The sequence below is a fragment of the Streptococcus sp. SN3 genome, assembly GCF_030439905.1.
This window is the reverse complement of record NZ_JAQFJF010000009.1, coordinates 55043-81274: the sequence shown is the minus strand read 5'-3', so window position 1 is coordinate 81274 and position 26232 is coordinate 55043. Positions and strand designations below refer to the sequence as shown.

33 protein-coding genes are annotated in these 26232 nt (G+C 40.5%); all 33 read left to right on the top strand.

Annotation, left to right across the window (positions count from 1 at the left end; translation table 11 throughout):
- The first annotated feature begins 88 nt into the window (after window positions 1–88).
- The 33 genes from PCY71_RS13200 (at window position 89) to PCY71_RS13040 (ending at window position 26231) form a co-directional block, all read left to right on the top strand.
- Window positions 89–400: an excisionase gene (locus tag PCY71_RS13200; RefSeq protein ID WP_106382452.1), complete on the top strand. Its 312-nt coding sequence runs from the start codon at window positions 89–91 to the stop codon at window positions 398–400.
- Window positions 401–402: 2 nt separating this feature from the next.
- Window positions 403–543: a hypothetical protein gene (locus tag PCY71_RS13195; RefSeq protein WP_301412736.1), complete on the top strand. Its 141-nt coding sequence runs from the start codon at window positions 403–405 to the stop codon at window positions 541–543.
- 16 nt (window positions 544–559) lie between these two features.
- Window positions 560–1042 carry a siphovirus Gp157 family protein gene (locus PCY71_RS13190; protein WP_301412735.1) on the top strand — a complete coding sequence of 161 codons (483 nt, stop codon included), beginning with the start codon at window positions 560–562 and terminating at the stop codon, window positions 1040–1042.
- On the top strand, window positions 1042–1401 hold the full coding sequence (locus PCY71_RS13185) for a hypothetical protein (RefSeq protein ID WP_301412734.1): 360 nt from the start codon (window positions 1042–1044) through the stop codon (window positions 1399–1401). Before PCY71_RS13190 ends, PCY71_RS13185 begins: the two co-directional genes overlap by 1 nt.
- Entirely contained in the window at window positions 1398–1865 is a 468-nt protein-coding gene (locus PCY71_RS13180) for a hypothetical protein (protein ID WP_301412733.1), read from the top strand. Before PCY71_RS13185 ends, PCY71_RS13180 begins: the two co-directional genes overlap by 4 nt.
- Window positions 1831–3009, top strand: a complete 1179-nt coding sequence (locus PCY71_RS13175) for a DEAD/DEAH box helicase family protein (RefSeq protein ID WP_301412732.1) — start codon at window positions 1831–1833, stop codon at window positions 3007–3009. The genes PCY71_RS13180 and PCY71_RS13175 overlap by 35 nt, the downstream gene beginning before the upstream one ends.
- A 10-nt stretch (window positions 3010–3019) precedes the next feature.
- Window positions 3020–3235 (top strand): hypothetical protein, encoded by a 216-nt coding sequence (locus PCY71_RS13170; RefSeq protein WP_106079282.1) that lies wholly within the window; start codon window positions 3020–3022, stop codon window positions 3233–3235.
- 11 nt (window positions 3236–3246) lie between these two features.
- Window positions 3247–3561: a hypothetical protein gene (locus PCY71_RS13165; RefSeq protein ID WP_106079283.1), complete on the top strand. Its 315-nt coding sequence runs from the start codon at window positions 3247–3249 to the stop codon at window positions 3559–3561.
- A gap of 11 nt (window positions 3562–3572) precedes the next feature.
- Window positions 3573–4256: an ERF family protein gene (locus PCY71_RS13160; protein WP_301412731.1), complete on the top strand. Its 684-nt coding sequence runs from the start codon at window positions 3573–3575 to the stop codon at window positions 4254–4256.
- On the top strand, window positions 4257–4634 hold the full coding sequence (ssb, locus tag PCY71_RS13155) for a single-stranded DNA-binding protein (protein WP_134970835.1): 378 nt from the start codon (window positions 4257–4259) through the stop codon (window positions 4632–4634).
- A gap of 13 nt (window positions 4635–4647) precedes the next feature.
- Entirely contained in the window at window positions 4648–5457 is an 810-nt protein-coding gene (locus PCY71_RS13150) for a bifunctional DNA primase/polymerase (protein WP_301412730.1), read from the top strand.
- Entirely contained in the window at window positions 5454–6848 is a 1395-nt protein-coding gene (locus PCY71_RS13145; protein WP_301412729.1) for a virulence-associated E family protein, read from the top strand. The genes PCY71_RS13150 and PCY71_RS13145 overlap by 4 nt, the downstream gene beginning before the upstream one ends.
- A gap of 457 nt (window positions 6849–7305) precedes the next feature.
- Window positions 7306–7725 (top strand): DUF1492 domain-containing protein, encoded by a 420-nt coding sequence (locus PCY71_RS13140; RefSeq protein ID WP_301412728.1) that lies wholly within the window; start codon window positions 7306–7308, stop codon window positions 7723–7725.
- A 114-nt stretch (window positions 7726–7839) separates the two neighbouring features.
- Window positions 7840–8175, top strand: a complete 336-nt coding sequence (locus tag PCY71_RS13135; RefSeq protein ID WP_301412727.1) for an HNH endonuclease signature motif containing protein — start codon at window positions 7840–7842, stop codon at window positions 8173–8175.
- Between the two features lie 223 nt (window positions 8176–8398).
- Complete coding sequence (locus tag PCY71_RS13130; protein ID WP_301412726.1) at window positions 8399–8761, top strand: hypothetical protein; 363 nt, start codon at window positions 8399–8401, stop codon at window positions 8759–8761.
- A complete protein-coding gene (locus tag PCY71_RS13125; protein WP_247938733.1) occupies window positions 8758–9996 on the top strand; it encodes a hypothetical protein in 1239 nt (412 codons plus the stop codon). The genes PCY71_RS13130 and PCY71_RS13125 overlap by 4 nt, the downstream gene beginning before the upstream one ends.
- Window positions 9983–11230 carry a hypothetical protein gene (locus PCY71_RS13120; RefSeq protein ID WP_301412725.1) on the top strand — a complete coding sequence of 416 codons (1248 nt, stop codon included), beginning with the start codon at window positions 9983–9985 and terminating at the stop codon, window positions 11228–11230. Before PCY71_RS13125 ends, PCY71_RS13120 begins: the two co-directional genes overlap by 14 nt.
- A gap of 202 nt (window positions 11231–11432) precedes the next feature.
- Window positions 11433–12848, top strand: coding sequence for a DEAD/DEAH box helicase family protein (locus tag PCY71_RS13115; protein WP_301412724.1), 1416 nt, complete (start codon window positions 11433–11435; stop codon window positions 12846–12848).
- Window positions 12849–12923: 75 nt separating this feature from the next.
- Entirely contained in the window at window positions 12924–13388 is a 465-nt protein-coding gene (locus PCY71_RS13110) for a DUF4355 domain-containing protein (RefSeq protein ID WP_106382468.1), read from the top strand.
- Between the two features lie 3 nt (window positions 13389–13391).
- Window positions 13392–14282, top strand: a complete 891-nt coding sequence (locus PCY71_RS13105) for a phage major capsid protein (RefSeq protein ID WP_301412723.1) — start codon at window positions 13392–13394, stop codon at window positions 14280–14282.
- 1 nt (window position 14283) lies between these two features.
- Window positions 14284–14490 carry a HeH/LEM domain-containing protein gene (locus PCY71_RS13100; RefSeq protein WP_106382470.1) on the top strand — a complete coding sequence of 69 codons (207 nt, stop codon included), beginning with the start codon at window positions 14284–14286 and terminating at the stop codon, window positions 14488–14490.
- A gap of 5 nt (window positions 14491–14495) precedes the next feature.
- Window positions 14496–14891: a phage Gp19/Gp15/Gp42 family protein gene (locus tag PCY71_RS13095; protein ID WP_301412722.1), complete on the top strand. Its 396-nt coding sequence runs from the start codon at window positions 14496–14498 to the stop codon at window positions 14889–14891.
- The gene (locus PCY71_RS13090) at window positions 14878–15219 is read left to right on the top strand and encodes a hypothetical protein (RefSeq protein ID WP_301412721.1); all 342 of its coding nucleotides are present in this window, start codon (window positions 14878–14880) and stop codon (window positions 15217–15219) included. The genes PCY71_RS13095 and PCY71_RS13090 overlap by 14 nt, the downstream gene beginning before the upstream one ends.
- Window positions 15209–15436, top strand: coding sequence for a hypothetical protein (locus tag PCY71_RS13085; RefSeq protein ID WP_301412720.1), 228 nt, complete (start codon window positions 15209–15211; stop codon window positions 15434–15436). The genes PCY71_RS13090 and PCY71_RS13085 overlap by 11 nt, the downstream gene beginning before the upstream one ends.
- Window positions 15437–15772 carry a hypothetical protein gene (locus PCY71_RS13080; RefSeq protein WP_144210060.1) on the top strand — a complete coding sequence of 112 codons (336 nt, stop codon included), beginning with the start codon at window positions 15437–15439 and terminating at the stop codon, window positions 15770–15772. It abuts the gene before it with no gap.
- A gap of 19 nt (window positions 15773–15791) precedes the next feature.
- Window positions 15792–16343 carry a phage tail protein gene (locus PCY71_RS13075; protein WP_301412719.1) on the top strand — a complete coding sequence of 184 codons (552 nt, stop codon included), beginning with the start codon at window positions 15792–15794 and terminating at the stop codon, window positions 16341–16343.
- A 3-nt stretch (window positions 16344–16346) separates the two neighbouring features.
- Window positions 16347–16631 carry a hypothetical protein gene (locus PCY71_RS13070; protein ID WP_301412718.1) on the top strand — a complete coding sequence of 95 codons (285 nt, stop codon included), beginning with the start codon at window positions 16347–16349 and terminating at the stop codon, window positions 16629–16631.
- Window positions 16628–17002: a DUF5361 domain-containing protein gene (locus PCY71_RS13065; protein WP_264350656.1), complete on the top strand. Its 375-nt coding sequence runs from the start codon at window positions 16628–16630 to the stop codon at window positions 17000–17002. The genes PCY71_RS13070 and PCY71_RS13065 overlap by 4 nt, the downstream gene beginning before the upstream one ends.
- Window positions 17002–19983, top strand: coding sequence for a PblA (locus tag PCY71_RS13060; RefSeq protein ID WP_301412717.1), 2982 nt, complete (start codon window positions 17002–17004; stop codon window positions 19981–19983). Before PCY71_RS13065 ends, PCY71_RS13060 begins: the two co-directional genes overlap by 1 nt.
- A complete protein-coding gene (locus tag PCY71_RS13055) occupies window positions 19983–21494 on the top strand; it encodes a distal tail protein Dit (RefSeq protein WP_301412716.1) in 1512 nt (503 codons plus the stop codon). Before PCY71_RS13060 ends, PCY71_RS13055 begins: the two co-directional genes overlap by 1 nt.
- Window positions 21491–25651 carry a hypothetical protein gene (locus PCY71_RS13050; RefSeq protein ID WP_301412715.1) on the top strand — a complete coding sequence of 1387 codons (4161 nt, stop codon included), beginning with the start codon at window positions 21491–21493 and terminating at the stop codon, window positions 25649–25651. The genes PCY71_RS13055 and PCY71_RS13050 overlap by 4 nt, the downstream gene beginning before the upstream one ends.
- Before the next feature lie 19 nt (window positions 25652–25670).
- The gene (locus PCY71_RS13045) at window positions 25671–25997 is read left to right on the top strand and encodes a hypothetical protein (protein ID WP_301412714.1); all 327 of its coding nucleotides are present in this window, start codon (window positions 25671–25673) and stop codon (window positions 25995–25997) included.
- 3 nt (window positions 25998–26000) lie between these two features.
- Window positions 26001–26231, top strand: coding sequence for a hypothetical protein (locus tag PCY71_RS13040; RefSeq protein WP_022524853.1), 231 nt, complete (start codon window positions 26001–26003; stop codon window positions 26229–26231).
- The last annotated feature ends 1 nt before the right edge of the window (window position 26232 follow it).

The following is a 26232-nucleotide window of genomic DNA, read 5'->3' as shown; positions in this document are numbered from 1 at the left end:
AGTCGATTATAACAAAAAAAGCAACTGAAAAATCAGTCGCTTACAAAAATAACTAACTTAATTATAACACAGAAAGGAACAATTTACTATGCCAAAAGCAGAAATAGTTTACAGACCTGCCAATCAGTCTGAAAAAGCAACATATGGTGACTATGCACACCTTTGCCAAATATGGGAAGGGTTGACAGTCGGAACTGCTAAAGGTTGGGCGGCAGAAATGAGAGAACATCCAGACTTCAGACAATTCATTGACAACCCAACTCACAGAATCGTCTTTGTCAATTACGAAGGATTTCGCCTGTTTGTTAAGTGGAAATCTCGCAACCGATACAGACCCAAAAAAGAAACACTGGCAGAGATGCTGGAAAACATTAAACGTGAAAAACAATTAGGAGTGTAAAAATGTTTAACAAAAAGAAAAGCTTACAAAAAGCCTTTGAGCTTATCGCAATATTTATTGATAAGTGCAACTTATCAGAGACTGAGAAATGCAATTTGAAAGGTCTCTTGATGAATATTAGAAGTCGAATGGAAGCAGCTTAATGAAAGAGGTAACAAAATGAGTACACTATATGAATTAACAGGTCAATATCTGACTATTTATGAAATGGATATTGACGAACAAACAAAGCAAGATACTTTGGAAGGTATGGACTGGGAAGAGGACTTTGTCAACAAGGCAGAAGGCTATGTCAAAGTTATCAAAAATTTAGAAGCAGACATTCCGGGAATTGATGAAGAAATCAAACGGCTACAAGATCGGAAGAAGAGTTTGCAGAATAAAATCGGCATACTCAAAGACAATCTGCAGACGGCCATGGAAGTGACCGGCAATGAGAGAATCAAGTCATCATTGTTTACCATTGCAATTCAAAATTCTAAGGCTAGTGTCAAGGTGGATGAAGCTCTGCTGCCTAAGAAATACTGGAATAAAAAAGTTACGGTAACGCCCGATAAAAAAGGACTTTACGAGTTGCTGAAAGAAGGTAAAAAAATTAAGGGTGCAGAGCTGCAGGAAAATAGAAGTTTGAGGATTCGCTGATGGGATTGATTAACAAAACTAGAATTACCGAAAATATTTCTGTCGTGATTGGTCACCGGGAAATCATTGTTAATGTAACTGAAAATTTCCCTTTTGATATCAAAATTGGGTTTCAAAAAATAGATGAAGTTCAACTGGATACGTGGCTTGGCAAGAAAGTATTTAAGCCAGAGTACAAGATGATCATTCAAGCGGTCGATTGTGAGAAGCCTGAATTTACAAATGAAGAAGAGCTAAAAATAAAAGACAAGCAGCATAAAGAATTGAAAACACTGTTTGCCTTTGCGAAAGCTAATAAACAGAATTGGTTTGAGACAGCTCTATTTGATGGCGTGCTTTCTGAGAAGGTGACAGCATGAAGATTTTATCAATTGACCCCTCAAGCAATCGAATTGAAAGCAGTACAACTGGAATTGTGCTCCTGGATAATGCAAGATTGGTCGACTATTGGGTAGTGCCGTTCGGTGCTCAAAACTTTAAGACCTGGTTCAAAGAAATTGGCCGTACTCTCGAAGTGGATACAGTAGTGGTTGAGAAATTCGAGGTAAGAGATAATGATTATTCCAGAGACAACTCGGTAGTTGAGACCATTGAAGCTATTGAGTTGTGCTATCCTGATCTGATTTTACAGAGGAATGCAGGTTATCAGGCAGATATACCAAATGACTTACTAAAAGCTTTGGGGCTTTGGACATTTGATAAGAGTCACCATCAGGATGTCAGGGCCGCTGCTAGACTTGGATTGTTTTGGGCCATAAGGAATGACATTGAGGAGGTGATCAAGGACATTGGCAGAATTGCAACTGAGAAAATGGCAGGCTGAGGCCGTTCGAAGAAGCGACCTGCTCACTAATGGAATTTTTCTGGAAGCTTTAGGTGGCAAAGGAAAAACCATCTGTGCCCTGGTTATTGCTAAACACAAGAAAGCTAAGAAAATTATCATCACAAATAATCGACTGGCTATTTTGACCGGCTGGGCGGAAGCAATCAAAGTTGTTGGATTTGATAGCGATGTCGAATTTGACATTGTGACAGATAGAACGCTGCAGAATCGAGTTAAAAAAGGTGAGAAGCTTGATTGCGATGTGCTTATCATTGACGAGTGGCAGAACATGTCGAGTGATGCCAACTATAAGATGTACAAAAAAATCAAACGCAGTTATACAATCGGACTATCGGCCACACCTATCAGAAAAAAGGGTCAGAATTTCTATCCTTTGGAAAAAACGGTATTTGGCGGGGCTACGCCAAATAATAAATTTGATTGGCAAAAAGCGCACGGAGAAATGGAATACGACCGTTTTTCCTACTCAAAAGAGAAGTGGAAGGACTTCCGAAACTATGAGCGATATGTCTCTAATCTACCAAATTTTTTCCGCTGGGAAGAGATTGAGGAAATTGAGGGCGCGACTGAAAACAATGGCTTTGAGGTCATCTTTGAGCCTGTCTGGTGCTTGACTGCTAATCCGGAAGAATTGGAACAGTTTAGAAAGCTGAACATTGTCGGAAAAGATGGCAAGTACGCCATGGCAAAACAGACATTTGGCCGAAAGACTTTTGAAAGGTACCTCACACAGACAGGCTTTGAAGTGGATTTCCCAAAGCTTAAAGCGGTCAATCAAGACACGCCTATGCTGCTCCAGTTGGACCTCCTGTTAGCTAGCAAGACAGAAATGTTGATAGTTAGCAAGTCTAAGCAGATTGTAGAGATTATCCGAGAACGCCATCCAGAAATTGGAATCTGGACCGGGGACAAGAAAGATTCTCTGGAACAGACCAATGTTGTGGCCACTAGCCAAGTATTGGGTGTAGGTGTGGACGGCTTGCAGCATAAGTTTAAAACGATTGTAGTCTTAGATCCAGTCAGCCCGTCTGATGGAGATTATGATGATTATAGGCAGTTACTTTGGCGGGTAACAGGCAGCCGCCAACAACATGACGTGAGAGTCATAGAATTTTATTTTTAAGGAGAAACGAATGCGAATTAAAAAAATTATCAGTCAATACCGAAGAGATTTCACAGCAGAATATGAGTGTGAACATTGTGGCTTTACGAAAATAGATGGCGGATATGATGACGCAAACTATCATAATAACGTGGTCCCAAATATGGAATGCGAGAAATGTGGAAAGAAAGCAGAATCTAACTACAGACCGCTTGCTACAAAATACCCAGAAGGTTATCAAATTTAAGGAGAATCAAAATGAAAACTAATCAAGAATTTATTGTATTGCGTAGAAAAGAAACAGGGTCTTTCTTAAAATTGTTTAAGGATCGCGGAACATTAGCCTACGAAGCAGAATACACGGATAATCTTCAAAATGCTTTGTTCATGTCTCTCGAAAAATACGAAGAAGACAAAATGCAATTCAAAAGCATGGCTAAAATGTTTGGTTGTGAAGTTGTCAAGGTTAAAGCTACATATGAATTAACTTATCCAAATGGCAGCGAGGTTCGAGAGATTGAAAAGCAGCCTGATAAGCTTACTCGTGATTTTTTGAGAGGGTTGTTTGACTAAAAGGAGTTAACATGGGAAAAATATTTGGAGTATTGCAGTCAATCCAAAGTGAGTTGGTTGCTCCAAAGGGTCAATATAACTCTTTCGGAAAATACAATTATCGAAGTGCAGAGGATATCCTAGAAGCTCTAAAACCGATTTTAAAAAAGCATAAGGCGGCAATCACTATGAGTGATGACATCGTCTATATCGAGGGGCGCCATTATGTTGAGGCTTCTGTCACACTCTACGCTGAAGGTGAGGCTATCGGATCTAAAGCATTAGCGCGTGAAGAAGAAACAAAAAAAGGGATGGACGGCAGCCAAATAACAGGTACAGCATCCAGCTATGCGCGTAAGTACGCTTTGAATGGTTTATTTGCTATTGACGACAACAAGGATCCTGACACAGATGAATACGCTGAACAGACAGATCAAAAATCTACAAACAAAGCGGCAAGTAAGTCAGCGGCTAAATCAAATGAAAGTGCTAAAAAGCCAACTAATGATAAGAAATTCATCACAGGCGCTCAGGCTAAGAAGTTGCGTGAGGATATCAAATATATTGCAGAATCAACTAATGCACCAGTTATTACAATTGGAAAATGGTTCGTTGGTCTGATGGGAGTTGAGAAAATCGAACAGATACCAGTTGGTCAGTTGAAGGCCGCTCAACAGTTGATTGACGAAACGAAAAAAGTGAAAGGAATTGAATAAATGATAAATAACGTTGTACTTGTGGGTCGCATGACCCGTGATGCAGAATTGCGTATGACTCAGAGTAATACGGCAGTAGCTAGTTTTACTCTTGCAGTTAATCGTAATTTTAAAAGTCAAAATGGTGAACGAGAAGCAGATTTCATTAATTGTATTATATGGCGCCAACAGGCAGAAAACCTTGCAAATTGGGCCAAAAAAGGAGCTCTTATCGGAATTACTGGTCGAATTCAGACGCGTAACTATGAAAATCAGCAAGGTCAGCGCGTCTATGTCACCGAAGTTGTTGCAGAAAACTTCCAAATTTTGGAAAGTCGCAATCAACAAAATAACAATAGCAATCCGATGGATATATCGGATGATGATCTGCCATTCTAATAGGAGGTACTAGATGGGAATGAAAGAACATGCCTTAGCTTATCAGAAAAAGGGATTTTCGGTTATTCCTATTAGTCCAACTAGCAAGAAACCGATGATTGCTTTTGCAGATAAGCCAGCCTTGACAGAACAGGAAATAGAGGATTTCTGGTCGCAGTATCCTGATGCTAATATTGCAGTTCGGACAGATAAGTTTTTTGTCATCGACATTGATTTACACGGTAAGCATAATGGCTTTGAATCTTTAAAGAATTGGGAACATCTGAACTTGATAACTCCGACTTTGCAGGCTAAGACTGCAAGTGGCGGTAAACATATTTTTTATTTTAAACATCCTGATGTGTCCATGACCCAGATGATTGGTTTTCTTCCTGGTGTAGATGTCAAAGCTCATCCTAATAACTATGTGTTAGTCGCTCCATCGAAAACAAAAAAAGGGAAATATGAATGGGACATTGATAAATCAAAAGAGGGCGGCACGATGGTCACGGCCAGCAGGGCGCTGGTCATGGCTATCAAATCGGAATACTTAAAAAAGAACAAGGTCAATGACCTGGATCAGTTACGCTATCAAAATTATTCAAACAGAAAACGCAATAGAACAACAGAGCTATTTGAAATGATTGCGATTGGATTTGGTGGTGAGGGAACCAGAAACGATACCTTGGCCAAATTCACGGGCGGTTTGCTGTCTAGGCATGTAGAAGCAGAGTTTGTTCTGCAGTTGGCTCAGATAGCAAACAATAACAGTCTGGATCCGCTACCTGATAAAGAACTTGAGCGGACGGTGATGAGTATGATTGATAAAGATATGAGGAGGTGAGTATCATTGGTGAGATTTTAAAAATGTCCATGGCTCAATTTAAGCGGACGAAGAAAAAGATTGTCAATGACCAGGGCGAGAAAGAAGAAATTGATGTAATCGTCTCAGACAGTCCGCGAAATGTGCTGCTAGCTCTCAAGAGTGACACGCGCCTCAATGACTTTTTAAGGCATAATTCCTTTTCTCAAGAACACGAGATTGTGGCCGACATCAAGCTTGATAATGTCGAACTTCCAAAAGGTGAATTACCTGGGAATTTTGAAGCGGTGCTTAGTGTTTATCTTGAGAATCATTTTGGGGTTGTCTTTAAACGTCAAGCCTTATCAGACGGGATTGCAACATTCTTTGCAGAAAAATCCTATAATCCAGTTTCAGAATATATGGAACGTGCTTATCAGCAATGGGACCATAAGGAGCGATTGAACCAGGTTTTTCAAACTTGGCTAGGTGCAGAAGATGACATCAATGTTTCAAGAATAGCGACAATGTTTTTCGTTGGCGCAGTGGCCAAGGTTTTTACTCCTGGTGTTAAATTCGACTACGTGCTTGATCTGGTTGGCGGTCAAGGAACCGGTAAGACTACTTTTTTGCAAAAGATAGGAATGGACTGGTACACAGATTCTGTTAAAGATTTCTTTGACAAGGATAATTATGAGATTATGCTTAAGTCCTTAATCGTTAATGACGACGAGATGATTGCGTCAAGAAAGACTACTTTTGCGGAATTAAAAGCTTTTGTCACGAAGACAGACTTGCGCTTTCGGAAAGCATACGGCCGGAGATCGGAGAAATTTCCAAAAAACTTCGTGATTGCCAGAACCAGTAACGAAATTGAATATTTACGGGACAAAACCGGTGAACGTCGATTTCTACCAGTATTGGTTCATGCAGATAATCAATTTATGCGGCCATTTGATATGACGGATGAGGATGTTCTTCAACTTTGGGGAGAGGCTGTGGCTCTATACAAAAAAGGCTTTAGTCTGACTTTCGATGAAGAGGTTGAGCAGGATCTAAAAGTCTATAAAGAGCAGTTTGCTTACAAGGACGAGGAAGAAGAGCAAATCTATGAATATCTGGATATGTTGGTTCCGTCCAACTGGTCGGATATGTCTATGGTGCAGCGGCATCAATTCACCTACTCTTATTTCAATAATCAAATCTATCGTGATGAGGTCGGTAATCCAGTCCACGGAGTGGTGCTGCAGGAAGCCGTCTCTACTAGGGACATTTTAAAGAATGTCTTTGATGTAGATACAGCAAGAGGCAGCAAGTTGGCCAAGAAAATCAAGTTGATGATGGATAATGATGGTGATTGGGAATATGGAGTTCGTAGAACAAATGGTAGTCAATTTAGAGGATATTTTCGTAAAAATATGCAAAAAAGTTAATGTCACACTTTCAGCTTGTAATGTCACAAAAACAGCTATCCGTGACATTATGTGACATTACTGTGACATTTATAATGTCACACCCTTTGAGGTCAAGTGTATCAAGGTTTGAGGTCGATTTTCTCGCAAATTTTAAAAAAATGAAATGTCACACCATCTAGCACTTGATATGACTGACTTTATAGACAATTAAATAGTATCTGTGACATTATTATTAAATAAAAAGAGTATATAAAAATAAGAATAGCTACAAAGCCTATTATAGAGCCATTCTTGTTTTATATAAAATAAAAGTTTTGAAAGTAAATGTCACAGTGTTGCATTCTGATTTTATGCAAAAAATATGAATAAAATAATATAGAAGTCGTAGTAATTTTAAATCAGTATTAAAAAAAGCCAGCGCTTTGCTGACTCCTTGTAACAACTATACTTATATTATATCACAAAGGAGCTAAAAGTGAAGGCAAAGGCTATTTTGAAAGATTTGAGAAACCTAGATTTATATATTGCGAGCTTGATTAGACGTAGAGATAAAATCGAAGCTTCACTTTTATCTAGCGCAAAATTCTCTGCAGATAAAGTGTCTGGAGGTATCAAGCGTAAGCAGGATGATATCTATATTGAACTGTTGACTGCAAAGGAAGAGATTGAGCAAAAGACAGCTGAAGCAATCAGAAAGCAGAGAGAACTGCAGGGATTAATTGATTCCCTGGAGAATACGGATAGTCAAGCGATACTAAGCTTGGTCTACATCGATAAGATGACACGTTGGCAGGTTATGGATGAGTTGAATTGCAGTGAGAGTACCTATTTTCGATTGCTGCGCGTGGCTACTAGAGAACTTGATGCCGTGACAGTAAATGACAGTAAAAAATAGTAATGACAGCGATTGACAGTGCATGACAGTTTCAACGTGATATTATTGTAATATCAAAAAATACCGAGGGGAGGTGCTAAAAAGTACTCCCCTCTTATTAGTTAGAGGTCCGCTATGAACAATATCCGTCCGGATCGTCAGGGTCCCCATCGAACGGTTTTTGAAAAAAATAAAAGAGTGATTCTCAAAACTCAGAACACTTGCGGCATCTGTGGTCATCCGGTGGATAAGTCATTGAAGTACCCTCACCCACTAAGTCCTGTGATAGATCATGTGGTTCCAGTATCAAAAGGTGGTCATCCATCATCAATTGAGAATCTGCAACTAGCTCACTGGCAATGTAACAGGCAGAAGTCTGATAAGCTCTATGCAGATAGAGCAGCCAGCTCTACTGTGGTTGGAAATCGCAATCTGCCGCAAAGCTGCGACTGGACGAAGTACAGAGCTTGAAGTCTTATGACGAGATTTAAGATTATATTTGAATTTTTTGAAAAAAGAAAAAATCATTGAAGCACGTACAATGATTTGATTAAATTTTGAAAAATCGTTTGAGTTTTTTAAAAATTTTTTTGAAAACGACGACAAGGGGGGGATTCCCCCTCCCCTTGACGGGCGCAGCCCTTCACGCCGTCACTGTACATTTTTTCTCGCGTTAGGATTTGGGAGTTAGGAAATGAAAAAAATTAAGTGTTCGATATGTGGTAAAAAGTTCACGGCTACATCTAGTCGGTCAAAATATTGCAGTGACAAATGCCGTAGGGACGGGATTAGAACGAATCAACGCAAACTGATGAAGAAAAAGCGTGCTGCTAAGAAGCAGGAAAAAATCAAAGTTTCAAATCCTAACATTTCAACTTCCAAAAAGCGTAAAAAAAGTAAAAGTCTGTTGAAATACTATCGTGATTTGAAAAATCGAATTTTGGCAAATGAAGAAGCTTTTGATTTCGTTAGTCGGACAGTCGTTGAGGGTATTGATGTACACGAAGAAAACTTTGAACAATTAGTTGTAGAAAGGATAAAGGAGCAATCAGAATGAATTATATGGGTATGGGCTATCTTCGTAGGAAGTTGGCCCTTTATCAATTGGGTGTAAAGAAGCGTTATCGATATTATGCAATGGAAGACAAAGAACCATCTCGCAGTATTGTTGTGCCAGACAAAGTTCGTGATGCGTACAGTTCTGTTTTGGGATGGACTGCCCACGGAGTCGACGCTCTAGCAGATAGAATTGTTTTCCGCGAGTTTGCTAATGATGATTTTAATGCAACAGAAATTTTTAACGCTAACAATCCGGATATCTTTTTTGATACGGCGATACAGTCGGCTTTGATTGCCTCCTGTTGCTTTGTCTACGTCATGCCAGGGGTAAATGGTGAATTGCCTAAAATGCAGGTTGTAGAAGCGAGCCGGGCAACAGGAATTCTGGATCCGACGACATTTCTATTGACAGAAGGTTATGCTGTTTTAGAACAGGATGAATATGGTGTTCCAACTTTAGAGGCATATTTCACACCAGATGCAACGTGGTATTATCCTAAATATGGCGAGGAGTATTCTATCTCAAATCCCTCTGGACAGCCTCTATTGGTTCCAATTATCCATCGACCAGATGCTGTGCGGCCATTTGGGCGGAGTCGTATCACTCGTGCTGGCATGTACCAGCAAAAGGCTGCTAAGCGGACGCTGGAGCGTGCAGAAGTGACTGCAGAGTTTTATTCTTTTCCTCAAAAATATGTAGTAGGAACTAGTCAGGATGCAGATCCTATCGAAAAATGGAAAGCGACAGTTTCCAGTCTTTTGGAATTTTCTAAGGATGCTGATGGTGACAGTCCTACAGTTGGTCAGTTCTCAACTGCTAGCATGTCTCCATTTATTGAGCAGCTTAGGATGTATGCTTCTTTGTTTGCTGGTGGAAGCGGATTAACTCTAGATGATTTAGGTTTCCCGTCTGACAATCCATCTTCAGTGGAAGCAATCAAAGCTGCTCATGAAAATCTAAGAGCGGCTGGGCGAAAAGCTCAACGATCTTTCGCATCTGGATTGCTAAATACGGCTTATGTAGCCGTTTGTTTACGCGACAAGTTCCCCTTTTTACGTAGCCAATTTATGGAAACTAGCGTAAAATGGGAGCCACTCTTTGAGGCTGATGCCAATATGTTGACCATGATTGGTGATGGAGCTATCAAGCTGAATCAGGCAGTTCCTGGCTATTTGGATGCTAAGACTATCAGAGACCTGACTGGTATCAAGGGAGCTGATGTCAATGGTTGAAGATATCGTACCAGAGCTCCTCAAAAAGATACAATTAGATTTTGAAGATGGTCGGCTTAATAGTTCCACTTTGCAGATTCTTATTTCAAAATTGGAGCAGAAAAAGGCAAATTACATTGACGCGAATGACTATGCCGTTGAGCTTGGCGAGATTCTCTCTAAGGCTCTGAGAGGCTCTCTGAGCGACGATGTTTTGCCAGATGGGAAAATGTATTACAACATTGCTCAAAGACTGTTAAACGAGACGCTGGGCAGAAATTACGATCTGATAAGTGATTACTCGGCAGAAGTTCAGCGGATTTTGAACAATGAAGCAGGATTTGGATTTGCGATTCAGAATCCAGCGCTTAACCAAGACCGTATCGATGGATTAGTCAATCGGTTGGCTAGTGAGGATAGTTTTGAGAAAGTAAAATGGTTGCTTAATGACCCAGTTGTCAATTTCAGTCAAAGTATCGTTGATGACAGCATAGAGGCTAATGCTAAGTTTCATGCAAAAGCAGGATTGAAACCTAAAATCGTTCGCAGGGTTGTTGGGCATCCTTGTAAATGGTGTAAGGGTCTGGCAGGTTCTTATGATTACCCTGATGTACCTGATGATGTCTATCATCGGCACGAGAATTGTAGATGTACAGTAGATTACCGCCCCGGTGATGGCCGCAGGCAAAATGTTCATTCTAAAAAATGGAGTGATGAAAAGAAAACTGCTATCAAGCGCAGAAAGATGATTGGACAACAGCAGAATAGTAAACCTTATCAGAGTATAAGAAAAGAGTGGCTAAAGCACTCAGGTAAAGGTTCTGTTGCCGAAATGGGCTACTGGGAGCATGAGGAGGTCAAGTATCATGTTGACGGAAAGCATGTTGTCTTAGATTATTCACAAAAAGAAAAAGAGGTTGCAGAGTGGCTAGCCAAGAAATTTGGTGTTAAAGTCCAGCTTGTACCAAAAGTAAATTATCCGCTAAAAGTTCCGACTCCTGATTATTTGGTCAATGGTGAACGATTTGACTTAAAAGAGATTGAGGGAGCTGGTAAAAATGTTGTTGATAACAATATGCGAAAATCAAAAAGACAAGCAAATAATTTTGTGCTTGAACTAGAAAAATCTAATATTAGCACAGAAGAAGTGTTACAGCAGTTGGAAATAATCTACAGAAGCGGCAGGAGAGATGTTGATACTGTTATCATGAAGCGTGGCAATCGCTTGATTGATATAGTACAAAAAAGGAAGTAACCGTCATTCCGACCACATAGTGGACAAGGGGAACAGGATTACTTCCTTACTTAAGTTAAGTATACAACAATTTTGCTTAAAAAGCAAGGAAAGGAGAAGAGAAGAAAAAGAATGATTGCACTTTTGGACAACTAGTTTAGGAGGTGATCTACTATCTCCCAGCGATAGGGTTATCATGCAATGACGATTGAAAGGAAATGTTATGGTTACTAAAACTAAGATTAGATTTGGCAATCAAAATCCTACTCAATCGGTAACTTTACATTACACTGATAGCTTGGCACAAGAAGCTATAGAGCTATATTGGAAGTCTGGTCGTGATTGTTATCCCTGGCAGGTCAATCTTCTTGAATCTATCATGGGGATTAGAGAAGACGGATTGTGGGTACATCAAAAGTTTGGCTATGCTATCCCGCGGCGGAATGGTAAGACAGAAGATGTCTATTTGCTCGAACTTTGGGGACTGCATAAAGGCTTAAAAATCTTGCATACTGCGCACTTAATCAGTACATCGCACTCTTCTTTTGAAAAATTGAAGAAGATACTTGAGGATATGGGCTATGTTAATGGTGAAGATTTTACTTCAAACAAAGCTAAAGGGCAGGAACGCATTGAGTTCAAGGCCACTGGTGCAGTAATCCAATTCCGAACAAGGACATCAGGCGGTGGTCTCGGTGAAGGTTTTGACTTGCTGATTATTGACGAAGCACAGGAGTACACAACGGAGCAAGAATCGGCTCTAAAGTACACGGTGACGGATAGTAAGAATCCAATAACCATCATGTGCGGGACGCCTCCAACCATGGTTTCTAAAGGAACTGTCTTCCAAAGTTTCCGTGATAAGGTTTTAGCAGGGAAAAGCGAGTACTCAGGATGGGCTGAATGGGCTGTTGAGGGTATCCACGATATAAATGATGTGGAAGCTTGGTACCTGACAAATCCATCTATGGGTTATCATCTCAACGAGCGAAAAATTAAAGCAGAGCTTGGGGAAGATGAGCTTGATCACAATATCCAGCGTTTGGGTTATTGGCCTACATTTAACCAAAAATCGGTTATCTCTAAAAAAGAGTGGTCTGAATTGAAGGTGAACACAATGCCAAGATTAAAAGGCAAGTTATTTGTTGGTATCAAGTTTGGTCAGAATGGCGTTAATGTCGCTATGGCAATCGCAGTACGTACTGCAGATAGCAGGATATTCATAGAGAACATTGATTGTGTGTCAGTTAGAAGCGGCACGCATTGGATTATCAATTTCTTGCAATCAGCGGATGTTGAAAAAGTTGTTGTTGATGGCGCCAGCGGTCAGGAACTTTTGGCCAACGAGATGACGGAGAGTGGACTAAAAAAACCTATTTTACCTGCGGTAAAAGAAGTTATTACGGCCAACTCATTATGGGAACAGGCAATAGTTCAACAAACTCTCTGCCATAATGACCAACCCTCTTTGACAGAAGTCGTGACTAACTGTGATAAACGCAATATAGGTTCTAATGGCGGTTTTGGCTATAAATCGCTATATGATGATAGGGATATCAGTCTAATGGATAGCGCTCTGCTTGCGCACTGGCTTTGTTACACAACAAAACCTAGGAAAAAGCAAAGAATCAGTTATTAAAAAAGGCGCACTGACGCTTTTTTTAATGCTCAAAATTACCGAACGCACGGGAAATGCGGAGAAAGGATATTTTATATGTCAGAATTTATAGCAATTACTACACAAGAAGAATTTGATGCGGCGATTAAGGCGCGTCTGGCTCGTGAAAAAGAGAAATACGCAGATTATGACCAAATCAAGTCTCGTGTGACGGAATTGGAAAAAGAAAACGGTAGCTTGAAGTCAACACTTGAAGCATCGAATCAATCAAAAGCAGATACAGACAAGCAGATTGCAGATTTGCAGGAAAAAGTGACTGGTTATGAGACAGCAGCTTTGCGGACGCGGATTGCTTTGCAAAATGGTCTGCCAATTGACCTTGCTGATAGACTGCAAGGAAACGATGAGGAGAGCCTGAAAGCTGACGCAGAGCGTTTGGCCAGTTTCGTGAAGCCGGCTGAACCAAAGGCACCGCCAAAATCAAATGAGCCGAATGTCGGCTCAGAAAATGATGAAGATGCAGCATTGAGAGGAATGCTGCGAAATATGAGAGGAGAATAATTTATGGCAACATTGCAATCAGGGGATTTGTTCCCTGTAGAAACAGTACAAGATATTTTTAGTAAAGTAAAAGGGCATTCAACCCTTGCAAAACTTACCACACAAGAACCTATTCCATTTACTGGTACAGAAACATTTGTATTCAACCTTGAAGGAAACGCTGAAATTGTAGGTGAAGGAAATCCTTCAAGTGCTGGAAATGCAACTATGAAACCAAAAGTGATCAAACCAGTTTTAATTACTTATCAAGCACGGGTTTCGGAAGAATTTGTACATTGTTCAGAAGAAAAACAATTATCATATCTTAAATCATTTATTGATGGTTTGGCTAAGAAAGTGGCACAAGCAATTGATATTGCTTCTTTCCATGGTTTAGAACCCAAATCGATGACAGATGCTTCTTTTAAATCGACCAACTCGTTTGATGGCTTAATTACAGGAAATGTAGTAACTTTTGAAGCGGATAAAATTGATGAAAATATTGATGCTGCTGTTGCGACTATTACAGCAAATGATTGTGAAGTGAACGGAATTGCGTTATCTCCGGCAGCAGGAGCGGCACTTGGTAAAATTAAAGTAAACGGAGTAGTTCAATATCCTGAATACCGCTTTGGCCAAAATCCAGATTCATTTTACGGAATGAAGTCTGATGTTAATAAAACATTGACAACTGTTGCAAGTACAGCTAAAAAAGACCATGTTATCGCGGGAGATTTTGAAAATGCGGTGAAGTGGGGATATGCAGAAAATATTCCGCTTGAAATTATTGAATACGGCGACCCTGACGGGGCAGGTCGAGACTTAAAACGTTATCGCGAAGTATGCCTGCGGACAGAAGTATATGCTGGTTGGGGAATTCTTGATGAGCAAGCATTTGCTCGTGTGGAGGCTTAATATGGAATATATCAATAAAGAAACTCTTGTAAGTATTGAAACAGACTGCGAACTTGGCGGGGATTGGGTCCCCGCTTCGGAGCTTAAAGAGAGCTATAAGTTGACTGTTCCTGAAATCAAGTCTAAACTTGATGAACTTGGAATTGAATACGATAGCAAAGCAGTGAAATCAGACTTGATTGCCTTATTAGAACAACACGAAGGGTAAAAGATATGAAGAACTTTGCAACAGTAGATGAGCTGCAGGAATTGTGGCGACCTTTAAAGCTTGATGAACAAAAACGAGCTGAGGCACTGTTGAAAGTTGTCTCTGCTTCGTTGCGTGTTGAAGCTGAAAAGGTTGGTAAAGACTTAGACAAATTGTTTGTAGCCAATGAATCGTATGCCTATGTTGTTAAGTCTGTAGTAGTGGATGTTGTAGCTAGAACGTTGATGACTTCGACAAATCAAGAGCCAATGACACAAGTTTCTGAGAGTGCTCTGGGATACACTTGGAGTGGCTCTTATCTTGTGCCGGGCGGTGGTCTGTTTATCAAAGATTCAGAGCTAAAACGACTTGGTTTGAAAAAACAAAGATTTGGGGTGATTGATATTTATGGCACAGATTAAAGGAATTACCGTGACCTTAATCGATAAGGTCAAGACGGGTCAGGATGATTTCGGTCACTCAATCTTTGAAGATAAAGAAATCGAAGTTGAAAATGTGTTAGTCAGTCCAACTACGTCAGACGATATCACGACACAGCTTAATTTAACCGGTCGAAAGGCAGCCTATACGTTAGCTATTCCGAAAGGTGATACTCATGATTGGGAGAACAAAGAGGTACGTTTTTTTGGAAAACGTTGGCAGGTATTTGGTCTTCCACTTGAGGGAATTGAAGATTTAATCCCACTTGACTGGAACAAGAAAGTGACGGTAGAGCGGTATGAAATTTAAGCTAAATCGTGCGGGTGTAGCTGATCTTATGAAATCAGAAGCTATGCAAACTGTTTTGAACAAACATGCTAGCAATATCAAAAATCGGTGTGGTGATGGATACGAGCAGGACATCCATATTGGACGCAATCGTGCAAATGCAATGGTGAGTGCTAAAACTCGCAAAGCTAAGAAAGATAATCTCAAAAACAATACACTTTTAAAGGCGGTGCGTTAAATGATTGAAGTTATCATCAAGAAATACTTTGACGGTCATTTAACTGTGCCGTCTTTTTTTGAACATCAGGCGAAAATGCCTGATAAATATGTCGTGATAGAAAAAACAGGCAGTAGCAAGAGAAATCAGTTGAAGTCGTCAACTTTTGCTTTTCAGAGTTACGCTAAGTCTATGCACGATGCCGCGCTATTAAACGAAGAAGTCAAAGATGTTGTTGAAGGCTTGATAGAACTAGATGATATTAGTGGCATCTCGTTAAATAGCGATTATAACTATACTGATACCGAAACAAAATCTTACCGGTATCAAGCAGTATTTGATATTAACCATTATTAAAATTGAAAAGGAGAATAAAATGTCAAATTCATCACATGTAACAACCGCAAAACCAAAGGTTGGTGGGGCAATTTACTCTGCGCCATTGGGTACTGAACTTCCAACAGATGCAACTACAGCTCTTAATACAGCGTTTAAATCATTGGGCTACATCTCAGAGGACGGACTTACTAACACGAATAGCCCAGAATCGGAAGATATTAAGGCCTGGGGTGGCGATGTGGTAAACTCTTCTCAAACTGAGAAAAAGGATACGTTTGGTTTTACACTAATTGAAGCGCTAAACTTAGCGGTGCTTAAAGAAATTTATGGAGATACTAACGTAACGGGAGAACTAGCAACAGGTATCACTGTCAAAGCAAATTCTACTGAATTAAAAGACCACTGTCTTGTTGTGGAGGTTATCCTTAAAGGTGGTGTACTCAAACGGATTGTTATTCCGCAAGGAAAAGTGACCGAAATCGGGGAAGTAGCCTACAAAGACGGTGAAACGGTAGGTTATGAGACAACTGTTACTGCGTTTCCTGATAAAGAAGGGAATACGCACTATGAATATATTAAAGGAGCTTAATAGATGCTAAAATCAATTAAAGGTACGACTACATCAGGTTTTTCGTTTGAAATTTCAAGTGAACGTCTAAGCAACTATGAACTAGTAGAAGCAATCGCAGAAGTGGATACGAATCCTCTTGTGTTGCCTAAATTGCTAAAACTTTTACTAGGCGATCAAGCAGATGCTTTGAAAGAGCATGTGCGTGATGAAAAAGGTCTTGTGCCAATGGACAAAATGGGAGAAGCTATTAAAGAAATCTTCGAAGCTCAAAACAAGGTAAAAAAATTGTCCTCCTCGCCAAAATGATACAAGCAGATGAAGACGCATTGATTTGTGACCTTGCTGAGGTGTATCGTATATACGATTATAGACAGTTGCCTGCTTATCAGGTAGCTGTTTTTTCTTATGGTCTCAGAGAAGATTCTCGTATTAAGTTAGTGATGTCTGGACAAAGAGTGTCATTTGATACTCTTCTACAAGCCAGCATTCTAGACAGGCTCTCTTTGCTTACATGGTTTAAAACGAAAGATGGGCAAAAAGGGAATAATAGACCTGTTTCTATTACAGAGAAATTGACCGCAGTAGAAAAAGAAAGCAATGAAATGGTCTTTATTTCTGGCGAGGAATTTGAAAAAGCGAGAGCAAAAATTTTAGACAAGACTGGAGGTGAGAACTAGTGGCAACAGAATTAGGACAAGCTTATGTGCAGATTATGCCATCCGCTAAAGGTATTAGTGGAGCGATTCAAAACGCTATTTCACCGGAAGCTAGTGCAGCAGGTAAAAGCGCTGGGTCAACCCTTGGATCTACTCTTGTAAAGGCCGTAACGGGTGTTATTGCCGCAGCTGGCATCGGTAAAGCTTTTACTGCAGCTCTGTCAGAGGGGGCAGCTCTTCAACAATCACTTGGAGGAATCGAAACTCTCTTCAAGGGTTCGGCTGATAAGGTCAAAGCCTATGCAAATGAGGCTTATCGCACTACCGGACTGTCCGCTAATGCTTACATGGAAAATGTAACTGGCTTCTCTGCTAGTCTCTTGCAGTCTTTGGGTGGAGATACCGAAAAAGCTGCAGATGTGGCTAATATGGCCATGGTTGATATGTCTGATAATGCCAACAAAATGGGTACATCTATGGATCGTATTCAAGATGCCTATCAAGGATTTGCTAAGCAAAACTATACCATGTTAGACAATCTCAAGTTGGGGTATGGTGGTACGAAAACCGAGATGGAGCGGCTGCTTGCGGACGCTGAAAAATTGACGGGTGTCAAATATGACATCAACAACTTATCCGATGTTTATCAAGCTATTCATGCTATCCAAGGGAAGCTAGATATTACGGGGACGACTGCTAAAGAGGCAGCATCTACTTTTAGTGGATCATTTTCTGCCATGAAAGCTGCCGCTCAAAATGTGCTGGGGAAATTGGCTCTTGGTGAAGATATTATGCCTTCGTTGAAAGCTCTGGCAGAGACGACATCAACGTTTCTATTTAAAAACTTTATTCCGATGATTGGAAATATCCTGCGGGGCTTACCGAATGTCATCGGTACAGTTTTGAAAGAGGGAATTGCTGCAATCTTTGGTGATGGAATTGCTAAAAGTATCACTGATAAAATTTATGATATCTATACTAATGTCAGCGGTGTTCTTAATGCACTGTCTGATATGATCTTTGGTTCCGGAGATAAGGCAGACAACAAGGACTTTTTAAAAAGCTATCTTGGCCTTGATGAAAAGACAGCTTCCAACATTGTCAACATCGGCGAGAACATCCGCGTCACCTTTGAAAATATTGGCTCTACTATCGGGAATATAGCTGGTATTGTTAGTAACTTTGTCAGTGATTTGTTAGGTATAGCCGGGAGTAAGCAAGGTGTAAATGCCATTGGTTCTGCATTTGAATCTGTGACAGGTTTTATCAAGTCAGCTTCTGGGGCAATCAAGAATTTCACAACTTGGCTTAAAAGTAATGAAACAGCAATGGCTGTGCTTAAGTCAACGATGGCAGGACTATTAGCGGGATTTTTAGCCTTTAAAACTATAACTACGATTAAAACGATTATTTCTGGTTTTACGGCAGCTATCAGCACGGCTAAAGGAGCGGTTTTGGCTTTTAATGCTGCTATAGTAGCAAATCCAATCGGTGCTATAGCAGCTGCAATTGCTGCTGTTGTAGCAGGTTTAGTTTGGTTCTTTACTCAAACAAAAATTGGTCAAAAGATTTGGGCTGGGTTTGTTAGCTGGATAAAAAACGCCTGGCAAGAGATTGCTGATTTCTTTGTTGGTATCTGGTCTGGTATTTCTGATGGTGCGAAGAACCTTTGGAATGGCGTGACTGACACATGGAATGCAGTAGTTGATACGATTAAAAATGCATGGAATGGGATTGTAGAGTTCTTCTCGAATCTTTGGTCTGGTATCACATCAGGCGTTAGTGCTGCATGGACTGCAATAACGCAGACTATCATGACAATTGTTCAGCCGTTCATTGACGGATTTATAAATATTTGGAACGGCATAAAAGATGGACTTTCTCAGATGTGGGAAGGTGTTAAGATGATTTTTCAAGGAGCATGGGATTTCATCAAATCCATTGTATTAGGGGCTGTTTTGATCGTCCTTGATATTGTTACAGGCAATTTTGGGAAACTTGGCGAAGATCTAGGATTGATTTGGCAAGGCATTTCAGACGCTGTAAGTATGGTTTGGGAAGGCATCAAAACCTATTTTATGGGAGTTGTGAGTGCAATTGTTGGATATGGTCAATCCGTGTTTGAGAACTTTTCAAATATCTTATCTGCTATCTGGGATTTTATTAAAAATGCAGCTTCTGCAGCATGGGAGTGGATAAAAACTACTATATCAAATCTGATAACTGGACTAGTACAGGGCACTCAAAACATTTGGAATGGCTTTATGAATTTCTTGTCTAATTTATGGAATTCTATTTCATCCACTGCTGTCAGTGCATGGAATGGTCTGAAATCTTCTGTACAAGCCATTATTAATGGAATTGTGCAAGGCGCACAAAATGCATGGAACAGCATGAAACAGGGTGTTTCAAATTTAGTATCAGGAATCGCTAATATTTTCAATGGTTTGCGCAACATTAATCTTTGGGATGCCGGTCGAGCTATTCTTGATGGTTTTCTTGGTGGTTTAAAATCTGCTTGGAAAGGTGTAACTGACTTTGTCGGTGGGATTGCAGGCTGGATTCGCGACCATAAAGGGCCGATTGAATATGACCGCAAACTCTTGATACCTGCCGGTAAAGCAATCATGAATGGTTTAAATGACGGGTTACGAAATCAATTTAAATCCGTTAAATCGACTGTTAGCGGTATGGCTGGAGAGATTACTGATAGTTTCGGAAATGAGCTGACTGTGCCTGAGCTTGGAGCGTTAGCGAATCAAGAAGTGCAAGTTGCTCTATCGTCTAGTAAATTATCCGACCAGATGTTAAACACTACGAAAGACCGCAGCAGAGAAGATGATATGCTGGATATGATTGCCAAGCTGATAAATCGTCCAATTATCGTGTCACAGCAATTAGATACTAGAGAGGTATCTCAAGTTCTGGCACAGCCAATATCAGAAGAACAAGAAAAGCGTCAGGCTATTCTGAACGCTGTGAATGGATTGGGGTGGACTTAATGATAAAAGTACATTTTAATGATGTTGAATTAACAAAATGGATTACTGTTTTAGATGGGTTCACCGCCTTTGGTGGTGCAGATTATGATCCAACTTTCCAAGACTATCCAATACTTGATGGATCGGAATTTGTCAAGACTCGCAAGAAGCTGAAAAAGATTCCAGTACCGTTTTATGTAAAATATGACAGTGTTGCAGATTACGATGCATTGCAAACGACTCTCAATGTGGACGAGCCGAAAAAGCTGACTTTCAGTCATCTGCCTGATCGTGTTTTTTACGCTATTCCGAGCAGCGATCTTGATTTTAAAGAAATCAAGTTCAGCGGCAAAGGGACAATCAATTTTTCGATTGCTGATGGATTGGCACACGCTAAGAATCCACGCTATTTTGAATTTAAAAAGAATGCGCAAGGTGTGTTAGAAGCAGAAATCGTAAATAATGGTAGTGAAGAAATCCCGGTAAATTATCGAATCAAATTGAAGCGTGAATCAGGGTATGTTGGTATTGTCAGTCAGTACGGTGCTATGCAGTTTGGTAAGATTGAGGAAGCAGATCTAGTTGAAGAAAAAAAGAATGTCTTATTGTCTGGAAATGGGAAAGGTAACTTTAATAATTGGACGGACGGAACCATTTTTTACGAAAACCAAAATAAAAAAGTTGTTACGAAAATGGCAGCAGATTCTAATCTTGGTGGACGATTAGGGGTTCTTCCGGTCAATTTCACGAATACAGCTAACGGATCATGGTTTGGAGCAGTCAAAGAGTTAAAACTTTCTCAACAAGCAAAAGACTGGTATATCTGGGCTCGTGCTTGGTTTGAGACTGGCTATGTTAGTCAGACGGGGGCATGGTGCTTATCAGTTGTAGACAGCGACAATCATTTTATCGCTGGTATGGCGATTGAAAAAAGCGAGCGAACGCGCAATAAAGCACTTGTCATCTTTCTTATGGGAGATGGAGCCGGTGGGAGTCGAGTTGTAAAATCCATTGAGTTCACTCCTAGTCTTTGGGTGAGAGACAACCCTTATAGTCTAGAAGGTAAAGACCAAAATCGAAATATGTTTGATTTGCGAAAAGAAGGGGATAAAATCACTTATTTCTGGTATGGTGGTTATCATTCTTACTTCGAGTCCAAAATTAAGGACAAGCAAGCTGCTAAAGTTCAGTTTTTTGTCGGACAGTATAAAGGGCAGAACTCAACCATCAATCAGTTAGTAACGCATCATTATCTAAATGACTTTGCTATTTATAAATTAAACGTGCCATTCTGGCGTGATGTCCCTAATCGCTATCCGACGGGAGCAGAACTTTTTATTGATGCAACAGGAGAAGTAAACCCAGAAGAAAAGGGGCGGTTGTATGTCAATAATTTGTTAGCTCCAGATGATGAGATTTTGGGAACGGACTATTTTAAAGTTCCGCCTGGTAAAACAAAAGTACAATTGCTTGTGTCGAGCTTTGCGGAAGTAGAGAGCGCACGAGCTGAAATTGAGGAGGCTTGGATTTGACAAAAAGAAATGTACGAATCGCCATCCGTGATACAACCGACAGTCACAATGTCGGTTTTTTTGATAATAAAAGCGGAATCAAATATAATTCTGCCAACCTAACTCAGTTTTTGAAAGGTGCTTGTAGTGTCCTTGTGCTGACTTATCACTCCAAAAAGATGGTTGCTCAAAGCGGACAAAAGCTAGCTTTTCGGTTTAAGGACAAGGATTTTTGGCTGAATATTAACAGTGTCAAGAAAACAGGCTATAAGATTGAGCTAACAGCCTACTCATTGAGTTTGGAAGCGAACAAAGAAAAGCGTGGCCCGCACAAACCAGCCAATGCCATGAGTATTAAGCAATACATCGATTACTATGACCCTGAACACTCATTTGAGATTGGAATCAATGAAGTAGCCGACAAGTCCATTAAGTTAGAGTGGAGCGGAACAGACACAATTCTAGCGCGGCTCTATTCGGTTGCTAATAGCTTTGGCGCAGAGCTGGAATTTGTCACAGAGCTAAATAATGATTACTCACTCAAACGTCATGTGGTTAATATCTACCGTGAGGGAAATCTTGGGAAAGACAAGACGGGGATGCCTGTTAGAGTGGGTGAAAAGCTGAAAGTTATCAACTACTCGGACAACATGGATGACTTTTATACTGGGATTCGTCGTACTGGTAAAGACGGTCTGACGATAGCTGGGTTAAATAAAAAAATCTATGACGGCAAAGGAAACTTGCTCTTTTACAGTAGCGGCGATACGCTCTACGCACCACAGGCAAGAGATAAATACCCGTCTATCGCTCGAAAGACCAATGATGGGTATATCGTCAATGAGGATAGCGGTACTGAATATGCTAATAAAGAAGCTCTGTTTGGTTATATGCTATCTGAGTTGAAAAAGCACTGTGAGTTAAAAGTAGATTACGAAGTGGAAGGTGCGGTTGACGGCAACATCGGCGACAGAAAGACGCTAGCTGACGCACGGCACTTTGACCCTCCACTTTATGTACAAGCTCGGATTAACGAGCAAACAGAATCTTTGTTAGAGACGAGTGAGGTCAAGACTAGTCTCTCAAACTATGTCCGAAAGTCGAGCCAGATTGCCAATGAGCTATTGCAAAGAGTGGAACAACTAACGCTTGAAGCAACACCCTACGCTATTAAATTAGCGACCAACAACGGGATTATTTTTAAAAACAATCAAGGACAATCAACAATCTATCCGACCTTGAAGAGAGGTCAAAAACCAGTTGAGTGTACGTGGAAGTGGTTAGTTGATAATCAAGGATTTGGCACGTCTCCAACTTTTGAAGTTAAGGCGGCTGGCATGTCTAGCAAGCTAGTGTTGACAGCTATTGCCTTGATTGATGGAAAAGAGGTTGCTAGAGAGCAAGTCACTTTTAGCAATGTCAATGACGGGAAGAATGGTTTAAACGGTGAAAAAGGAGAAGATGGAAAGTCTCTACGACTGTTTACCACCCAATACAAATATGCGCAAAAATTTATCAATCAATACAGCGCAGATGGTTATACTGGAGATTGGTCTGTCATCGAAAACACAGCAGGGTTAAAAGCTGGTGATAGCGTCCAAATAAGGGTATTTAATACGGATAAAGAGAGTGATAGCTGGATAGTAGCTTCGGTTAGTGCAATTCTGGGCGAAAATAGAATTAAAACGGTCTCTAAAGGTCTGATTGAAAAAGGAGACCAAGGAGAACGAGGGCCTAAAGGAGCTACTGGAGAAAAAGGCGATAAGGGAGACCCTGGAAAGCCCGCAGATCCTGCGCCGATTAACCAACTCAAACAAGATATGGAGCTGGCTAAGAAAGATTTGAGTGCTGTCAAATCAGATTTACTCAGGGAGAAATCAGAAAGCTCCGCTAAAATCGAGCAAGTCAAAAAAGATGTTGGCGCTATCCGCACGCAACAGACAACCTATGAACAATCCAATGAGCAAAACCTCGATCGGATTACTGGCCAGCTGGCTGACAAAGCCAGCAAAACAGAGGTCAAACAGACTGCAGATGGAATCCGAGAAGAGATTAGTAAGATTTCTGTCGGCGGGAAGAATTTACTGAAAGGCTCAAAGGGAGAATTTAAGCCTGATATAAATCCATCTAATTTTGATAACAATGTTTTATACGTGCAATCCACTTCGATTGATTTAGTTAAGGGTGAAAAATATCTGATTTCTGCTAAAACCGATGGAGTTTTTAGCGGCGATCACAACGGGAATCGAGAAAGCGATAATGTAGTGCTCTGGTTGATGGATAAGACGGTTACGAATTATCAGATTGTGTCCGATAGCAATACTGGCACGACAGGTACGATTTTTATATGGAACAAACCGACTGGAACTTATCACTTGCGAGTCAACACCTATCATAAGGACGCTCGGAAAAAAGTATGGGAAGTTAAGGTCGAACGAGGGACGATTAAGACCGATTGGAGTCCGGCACCTGAAGATGTTGAGGAACAAATCACCGTTGCTAAGACCACGTTAGAAAAGACTGCGGAAGGTCTTAGAACGGACATGGTCGCAGTCAAGTCTTATGTGGCAAACGATGGTAAGCGCAAGGAGGAGCTGGAAAAATACAGCAGAGAAGAGACGGCTAAGCAGATTGCGGCTGAACGAATTAAAACAGCTGAAAATTACGTGGGCAAAAGCCAGTATACAGAAGATGTTAAAGGAGTGAATCGACGGTTTGAGGAGTTGTCGATTGGCGGAAATAACCTGCTTGCTTACTCAAACTTTAACAAAAATGGTTATTATCAAAACGGTTTGAAATCAGATGCTAATTATATCTATTCAAATTTGATTAAACTCCAAGGGACAGAGTACTATTTGCAAGTTTGGGAATTGAAACCAATCTCTAACAAGAATTGGATAGGGATTCAGTTTTTTGATGATGTAAACAAATCGACCGCAAATGGCTATTCCACAATTTGGTTTAACGGCTATCGAAAGCAGCTTTTAAAAGCACCTAATACAGCGAAATACATTGCGATTTCGTTAGACAAACGAGCGCTGAATCAAGACGAGATGAAATTTAAGCTCGAACTTGGAAGCATACCGTCTGACTGGAGTCCAGCGCCGGAAGACACCGACACCAAGCTCGCCGAGTACAAGCAAGGCGTGGACGGTCAGCTTGCAGCGGTCAAACAAGAGGTCGGAAGCAAAGTCTCGCAAACCACATTTGACCAGCGAGCGAACCAGATTACACAATCTGTGCAGGAGCTAAGCAATAATACCGTCAAGAAGAACCAACTCAAAATCGACGAGAACGGTTTGGTCTCTAGCTCCGAAAAAACAGTCAACGGTCAAATACTGGCTAGTATGATTGCGCAACATCCCGAATGGGTCGAAATCATCGCTAAATTGCTTAAAGTTACAGCAGATATGATTGTAAATGGGGCTATCACAGCAGATAAGCTGAATGTTAAGGAGTTGAGTGCGCTAAGTGCTAAGCTTGGAAAAGTCAAATCTGGCGAAATTATCAATGAATATCGAACCAGTGGAACTTATGGTGAAATTAAGATTGGTGAGAATATAAAAATCACAAATCATAATACTGCAGGAGCGCGTTCACACATTCCAAAAGAAGAAATCATGATGCTTCCAAATGGATTTCTGATGAATGCTTACAATGCAGCAGATCAATTGAATTATACAATGCGCATTTCTCCTGAAGTAATGGAATTTCAAAAAGTCAATAATACCCAAATGCAGGGTGGGACGGGTTCTTGGAGTTTGGGTTATTCAAACTCTTACTCATTGCTAAGCATTGACGCTATTTTGCAAAAAGTGAGACTGCAAGCGACTTCTAACTTAATGTGGGGTATTGGTGCGACATTCGTCCGTATAGGTAATCTTGTGACGATTTCTGTAACAAGGGTCATCAAGAATATTGCAAGCGTGGTTGAAAACGCACGAGCAAATGAGAGGATTCCTGACGGCTTCAAGCCAATCTCACAAGTACATTTGACACTAACTGGTAACTTCAATGCGACAATCGATGCTACTTGTGTTGTCCATCTTGAACCAGACGGAACAATCAACTACACGAATAATAAGTCAGGCAATCGTGTATGGACAGGAACCGTCACGTATACGACTGTTGATGATTTTCCAATTGTCGGAAATATACCAAATGGAAAACTTATATAAGAATAAAAGGAGAAAAGAAATGACAGAACTTTTAAATGTTGACACAATTACAGAGCCGTTTGATTTACAGACAGCTCTTAGATATATGGACGAAAACGGCGAGTTTATCCGTTTTAAAAACGATGTAGAAGATTACTACATTTACAAAGAAACGCAAAAACGCCCCGCAGTTGTGGGCGGCAAACGTAAATTGGTGGAAGTACCGCTTGTTTGGGCGTTTGATAGATACAACAATTCTATCACAACCTTTAAATTTACAAATATGTTTGACAAGAATTTCTACATTATGAAATTTGACGAAGCGGGCGAACCAATCTGGGATGATCCAACAAAGAAAAAGGAGTAGTTTATGGCACCTGATGTTATAAATGCTGTTGTGACGATTAGCGCTTCGCTAATTGGCACATTTGGCGGGATTATCACTAGTGCTAAGATAACCACCTTCCGAATTCAGGAGTTAGAGAAAAAAGTGGAAAAGCATAATAGCGTAGTAGAGCGAACTTATCGCTTAGAGGAAAGAACAAACTACCTTGACGAGCAAATCGACAAGCTCGAAAGCAAAATTGAAAAGGAGAAATAAG